At 52.3% G+C, this 6,020-nt stretch carries 5 protein-coding genes and 1 tRNA gene; 5 read left to right on the plus strand and 1 reads right to left on the minus strand.

Features of this window, described 5'->3' with window-relative positions; translation table 11 throughout:
* Positions 1–154 precede the first annotated feature (154 nt).
* From thiS to CJD38_RS18225, 5 genes are all read left to right on the plus strand, one after another.
* Complete coding sequence (gene thiS, locus CJD38_RS18205) at positions 155–352, plus strand: sulfur carrier protein ThiS (RefSeq protein ID WP_107941907.1); 198 nt, start codon at positions 155–157, stop codon at positions 350–352.
* A gap of 173 nt (positions 353–525) precedes the next feature.
* Positions 526–2,991: an AsmA family protein gene (locus tag CJD38_RS18210; RefSeq protein WP_107941909.1), complete on the plus strand. Its 2,466-nt coding sequence runs from the start codon at positions 526–528 to the stop codon at positions 2,989–2,991.
* A 34-nt stretch (positions 2,992–3,025) separates the two neighbouring features.
* Positions 3,026–4,123, plus strand: a complete 1,098-nt coding sequence (mutY, locus tag CJD38_RS18215) for an A/G-specific adenine glycosylase (protein ID WP_107941911.1) — start codon at positions 3,026–3,028, stop codon at positions 4,121–4,123.
* The gene (locus CJD38_RS18220) at positions 4,099–4,374 is read left to right on the plus strand and encodes an oxidative damage protection protein (RefSeq protein ID WP_107941914.1); all 276 of its coding nucleotides are present in this window, start codon (positions 4,099–4,101) and stop codon (positions 4,372–4,374) included. The genes mutY and CJD38_RS18220 overlap by 25 nt, the downstream gene beginning before the upstream one ends.
* Positions 4,375–4,456: 82 nt before the next feature.
* Positions 4,457–4,532, plus strand: a tRNA-Phe gene (locus tag CJD38_RS18225).
* A 30-nt stretch (positions 4,533–4,562) separates the two neighbouring features.
* Here the strand turns inward: CJD38_RS18225 and CJD38_RS18230 are convergent.
* A complete protein-coding gene (locus CJD38_RS18230; RefSeq protein WP_107941916.1) occupies positions 4,563–5,798 on the minus strand; it encodes an MFS transporter in 1,236 nt (411 codons plus the stop codon).
* Between the last annotated feature and the right edge of the window lie 222 nt (positions 5,799–6,020).

The raw sequence follows: 6,020 nt of genomic DNA on the forward strand, positions 1-6,020 counted from the left end.
CAGATCAGGATCAATCAGTGGATAATTCAGGGAGAACGGGGATCGCGCAGCTAGACGCAAAAATTGGGAAGCTACGGCTCTACCATTGAGCTACACCCGCGCTGGTGTGAATTCTAACCTTTAGGCTTAGTGCCTGCGACAGACTGAGAACGCAGTGACAATTATCTTGAACGGCGAAAGCCGCGAACTCGCCGCTGGCACCACGCTGGCCGCACTGATCGAAACGCTCAAAATCAGCGGCCGTCTCGCCGCGGAATGTAATGGTGAGATCGTGCCGCGATCTGCTCATGCTACGACTGTGCTCGTCGATGGCGATCGCGTTGAGATCGTGCGGGCGATCGGGGGTGGTTGAAATTGGATTGTTTTTTAATATTTGTTAAACAATTATTTGTTATATATTAAAAAACACCGTGCAGATGATGATTGTCAGGCTCGCGCGCCAAAGAGAATGAATCTTTGCACTCACCGCGAGTCACAATTCAGTCGCTTACACTTAAACAAACCTCATTTCGGCAGAGTGAAATCATGAACAAGCCACTAAAAATAATTCTTGGCATTGTCGGCGGCGTCATTGCACTGACCATCGTCGCCCTCGTCGCCGCCGTGATGATGTTTGACCCGAATAGCTTTCGCGGAAAGTTATCGGCAGAAATCAAAGATCGCTATCACCGTGATTTGCTTGTCGGCGATATCAAGCTCAGCGTGTTCCCTTGGCTCAGCGTGAAAATTTCCGACGTCAGCATTAGCAATGCTGAAGGCTTTGGCAAAGATCCGTTCGCTCAAGTCGGCATGCTGGATCTTGGCGTGCGTCTGCTGCCCTTGTTGAAGAGTCGCAAAATTGAAGCGTCTGGCATTGCCCTTTCTGATCTCACACTCAATCTTGAGAAAAACGCCAAAGGCGAAAGCAATTGGGCGGACTTCACCAAAGATGACAAGAAAGATGAGGACAAGGAAGAAAATAAAAACGACATCATTAAGCTCAAAGATATTGATATCAGCGGCATTGAACTCAAGAACGCCACCGTTCATTTCAACGACGCACAAGGCGGCAAGCGCTATGCGGCGGACAAGCTCAACTTAAGCACGGGCGGACTGACTTCCACCAAAGTGGATGGCGTGAAACTCGACGGCGCAAACATTAGCTACAGCGACAGCGTCGGCGGCAAGAGTTATGTTGTTGAAAATCTCAATCTGAAAACCGGCGAGCTCAGCACCAGCCAAATTGGCGGCGTTGAAATGAAAGACGTCACGCTGCGTTATAACGACAGCAAGGCGAATAAGAGCTACGCCGTTGAGCATCTCAACGTTAAAACCGGCACGCTCAAAATGGGCAGCCCGGCAGATGTTGAAATCGGGTTGTCAGTGGCATCCAAATCACCCGAAGCTTTGGTCGATCTCAAACTGCTTGGCACTGTGCTGGCGAATTTCGACGCCAAAACTTATACGGTGAACAAACTCAAACTCACCGCCGATCTTTCGGGCGCTGGCGTTCCAGGCGGCAAACAAACCGTGCAACTCACCGGCAACACTTTCTTTGATCAAGGCAAAGGTGTGCTGCTGCTCAGCAAGACTGAGCTGCAAGCCGCAGGCATTACGATCAATACAGATATCACCGGCACGGGTCTTAGCGGCGATACGCCGCGCCTGTCTGGTCCGATCAAAATCCAGCCTTTTAAGCCACGCGAAGTGATGAGCAAAATCGGCATGAAGCCGATGGTCACAGCGGACAAAGATGCACTTAGCAGCGCGAGTCTCAACGCTCAGTACATGGGCACATTCAAAAGTGCCACGCTTTCCGGCGTCGCACTAAATCTTGATCAGACCGCGATTACGGGCAATATCAACATCAGTGATTTCGCGACGAAGGCACTCAGCTTCGCGTTGAAGGTGAACAAGTTGGATGCGGATCGTTACCTCGCGCCTAAGGCAGAGAAAACATCAGCCAAGGCTGACTCTTCTGGTGACGCGGCAAAGAAGGCAGCGCTCAATGCAACGAAGATTCCATCTGATGCGCTCAACGCGCTCAATGTGAACGGCACGCTAGATATCGGCTCGCTCAAAATCAGCGGTGTGAACATGAGCAATGTTCAGCTCAAACTCAGTGGCGAAAAGGATAAACCTAAGCAGCAAGAGATCAGTGCAAATCTCTACGGCGGACAAATCAAAGCAACATCTCGCGTCGACGGCACGAGCTATGCAGTGAACACGCATCTGCAAGGTTTGAATGCTGCGCCGTTCTTGAAAGATCTGGTCGGCAAAGATCCAGTTAGCGGCACGGGCAATCTCAACCTCGACATCATTGCTAACGGCGCAACTGTTGGGGATGTGCGTAGATCACTCAATGGAAGCGTCAACTTCGCACTGCAGAATGGCGCGGTTAAGGGCTTTAATCTGGGTCAAATCATTCGCAAGGCACAGGCGCTTGCGACAGCCCAAGCTCCCACTGCACAGGCCGCTGCAGAACAGCAAACAGACTTCGCGACTTTCTCTGCATCAGGGAAATTCGTTAATGGCATTCTGAAAACTGACACGCTCGACGCCAAGAGCCCGCTGCTGCGCCTCACCGGCGCGGGTGAAATTGATTTGGTTAACGAAATCATCAACTACGTCGCCAAGCCCACCATCGTCGAAACCAGCCAAGGTCAGGGCGGCAAAGAATTGGATGCACTCCGTGGCGTGACGATTCCAATTCAACTCAGTGGCAGCATGTATGCACCGAAATACAACGTGATGTTCGGTGACATCGCCAAGCAACAGGCAGTGAAGCAATTAACCAAGCAATTTGATTCGCATCAGGAAGAGATTCAGAAAAAGCTTAATGAAAAACTTGGCGACAAATTGGGCGGAGAATTGGGTGGCGCGCTAGGTAAATTGTTTGGCAGCAAGAAGCCTGCTCCGGCAGCGCCTGCTGCTGCGCCCACAGAGGGAAAGCCCGCAACGCCTGCTCCGGCTGCACCGGCGCCTGCGGTCGAAACGAAACCCGGAACGTGAAACTTCGAACAGCGTTTTTGATTCGAGTGCATGCATGACAAAAGCGGCTTTTTCTTCGCGCCTGCTTGCATGGTTTGATCGTCATGGTCGCCATGATTTGCCGTGGCAACATCCGCGCGAGGCCTATCGGGTTTGGCTGTCCGAGATCATGTTGCAGCAGACGCAGGTCGCTACGGTTATTCCGTTTTTTGAACGCTTTATTGCGCGCTTTCCCACGGTGCAGGCCCTCGCTGAAGCTCCGGCGGATGATGTGCTCGCTTTGTGGGCCGGGCTTGGTTATTACGCACGCGCGCGCAATCTGCATAAATGTGCTCAGCTTTTAGTTGAGCATTACGAAGGCGCTTTTCCCTACGATATTGATACGTTGATCGAGCTGCCGGGCATTGGGCGATCCACTGCGGCTGCAATCCTTTCGCAAGCTTATGGCGAACGTCATGCGATTCTCGATGGCAATGTGCGTCGCGTGCTTTCGCGTTATGCCGCGATCGATGGCTGGCCCGGTCAGCCTGCGGTTCAGAAAAAACTATGGGCGCTCTCCGAAAGTTTACTGCCACATCAGCGACTCGCGGATTACACGCAAGCGATCATGGACATGGGCGCAACGGTTTGTACGAGTCGCAAACCTGCGTGCGGGATCTGCCCTATTTCTGATGATTGCAGCGCCAAGCAACAAGGCAAAGTGCTCGACTATCCGGCTGCAAAACCTAAACGCGCTCATCCACTCAAGCGTGAATGGGCGTTACTGATTGAGAACGCACGAGGCGAGATCTTCTGCGAGCGGCGCCCACCCGCTGGCATTTGGGGCGGACTGTGGTGCCCTCCGATGCTGAAGGAGCAACAAGATTGGCTCGCACTCTGCGAAGCGCGTTATGGCTTCATCTGTGAGCCCGCGAATCCCCTGGCGGTTGTACGGCACAGCTTTACGCACTTTGATCTTGAGATCTTGCCGCTTCGTCTAAAGCTCATTGGCGAGCAGTCTAAAAATATACGTGAGGCCAGCGACGCAACGTGGGTTAAAATCACGGCCGGCATCACCCCTGCCGTCGGCTTGCCTGCTCCCATTCGCAAGCTGCTCGAATCCCCAAATCTCAGCCTGGATCAACTGCAATGTCCCGAATCATTCACTGCGTAAAACTGGGCATCGACGCGGAAGGGCTTGATCGTCCTCCGTATCCGGGTCCGCTCGGTCAGCGCATTTTTGAAAATGCATCCAAGAAGGCTTGGGCTGATTGGATTGAGCATCAAACGCGCTTGATCAACGAGTATCGCCTCTCTCTTTCCAGTGTTGATGCACGAAAATTTCTGGCCACTGAAATGGAGAAGTATTTCTTTGGCGGCGAACTGGCTCAAACTCACTACGTTCCGCCTGCAAATACCCCTTAAAAATCCTTGACTCAGGGGCTCCGGGCGGCTCTAATACGCGGCCTCGTAACGCAAGGTTACGAGAGCGTTTTATTTGTAGTTTGGCCGAGTAGCTCAGTCGGTAGAGCAGGGGATTGAAAATCCCCGTGTCGGCGGTTCGATTCCGTCCTCGGCCACCATCTAATTTGAGATGGTGGCGTTGCCTCTCCTCAGCGTGAAATCACTATCTGTTCTGACTGTTCAAGCCTGTTCAATTGCAAGGCTAGAAAGCCTTTGCCCAGCGCAGCTAATACGAACGGCGATATTGCGATCAATGCAGTCGCCGCACTCAGCGTGAAATAACTGGTGTAGCCAAAACTCTGTGCGAGCCAACCAGACACCGCCGTTGCAGCTCCTGTGGCGATGATGAATACGCAAGATTGAATCGTGTAGTCAGTGCCTTCGCTGCCTTTGCGACAAGCATCCATCATCATGGTGAAGATCGCTGCAGTCGCCATGCCTCCGGCAAAATTCTCGAACGTGACGATGGCGTATATCAAAGGTTTGGGCAGGTGCCCCGCCGCCAACATGACGTAGCCAATAATGCCGACGACTTGTAGAAGGCCGAATGCGATCATCGATCGGTTATGGCCGAAACGTGATGTTAAAAACCCGCCCAGTAATGCACCGGCCAAGCTTGCGGCAAATCCGACGGTGCCAATCAGCCAGCCGATTTCAGCAAGCGTCATGCCGCTGTCGACCATAAATGGCTTGATCATGCCGGCACCGAGGGCGTCGCCAAGTTTGTAAAACAGAATGACGCCAAGCCATATCATCACGCCAGGTTGCTTGAAGTAGCTCCAAGACCATTTCGATGTCGGCACTTGAACCTGCGGAATTGGCTCACGATAAAGAAAGATAGGCACAGTTAGCAGCAGAATGAGGCCTGCCATAAAGATGAAGCTCAAAGCCCAGCCGAGCTGCTCAAACACAATAAGAAGTAAGCCGCCCGATATGACCATGCCGATTCGATAGCCGGCCACTTGTACGCCGTTGCCAATGCCGCGTTCAGCTGGGCTGAGCAAGCGGACGGCAAGCGCATCGGTTGCGATGTCGAGTGTCGCTGCGAATAAATTGCAGAGGGCGACGACGACAAATATCAACGCCATATCAGTCGCTGGCGATAAAACTGCAGTCCACGCCAAAACTGCTGCAGTTAAAAGTTGGGCGGGAATAATCCAACTCTTACGCTGGCCAAAACGGGCCGAATAATTGTGATCGACCATCGGCGCCCACATGAATTTGAGCGCCCACGGCAAAGCCAGCAATGATGCAAAACCAATTTGAGTTAATGAGAGCCCGGATTGCCGAAGTAGCACGGGCAAAGCCTGAGTGAAGAATCCGAATGGGAGTCCTTCAGACACGTAAAGAGTGCCGATGAGGGCCAGCTTATGGGAGGTCTTCAAAGATTTGGGTTGCGAATTAGGCTTTGGGAGATTCTATTGGATAGTTGGTCTGCGTTGGATTGTTTTACGCTTGCAGCAAAAGTCTGCTCCTGCGGTTTCGAGCAAAACTTTTCGCCCATAAAAAAATCCCCCAACAAATGTTGGGGGATTTCTATTTAAGAGCCTGGCAGTGTCCTACTCTCGCATGGTCTTGCCACACTATCATCGGCGCTGAATCGTTTC

The organism is Stenotrophobium rhamnosiphilum, from assembly GCF_003052265.1.
In the GTDB taxonomy this organism is placed as follows: domain Bacteria; phylum Pseudomonadota; class Gammaproteobacteria; order Nevskiales; family Nevskiaceae; genus Stenotrophobium; species Stenotrophobium rhamnosiphilum.

Bases quoted from the DNA above. Each gene is read 5' to 3' on its own strand.
- CJD38_RS18220 (WP_107941914.1), top strand. From the start codon at position 4,099: ATGTCCCGAATCATTCACTGCGTAAAACTGGGCATCGACGCGGAAGGG.
- CJD38_RS18210 (WP_107941909.1), top strand. From the start codon at position 526: ATGAACAAGCCACTAAAAATAATTCTTGGCATTGTCGGCGGCGTCATT.
- mutY (WP_107941911.1), top strand. From the start codon at position 3,026: ATGACAAAAGCGGCTTTTTCTTCGCGCCTGCTTGCATGGTTTGATCGT.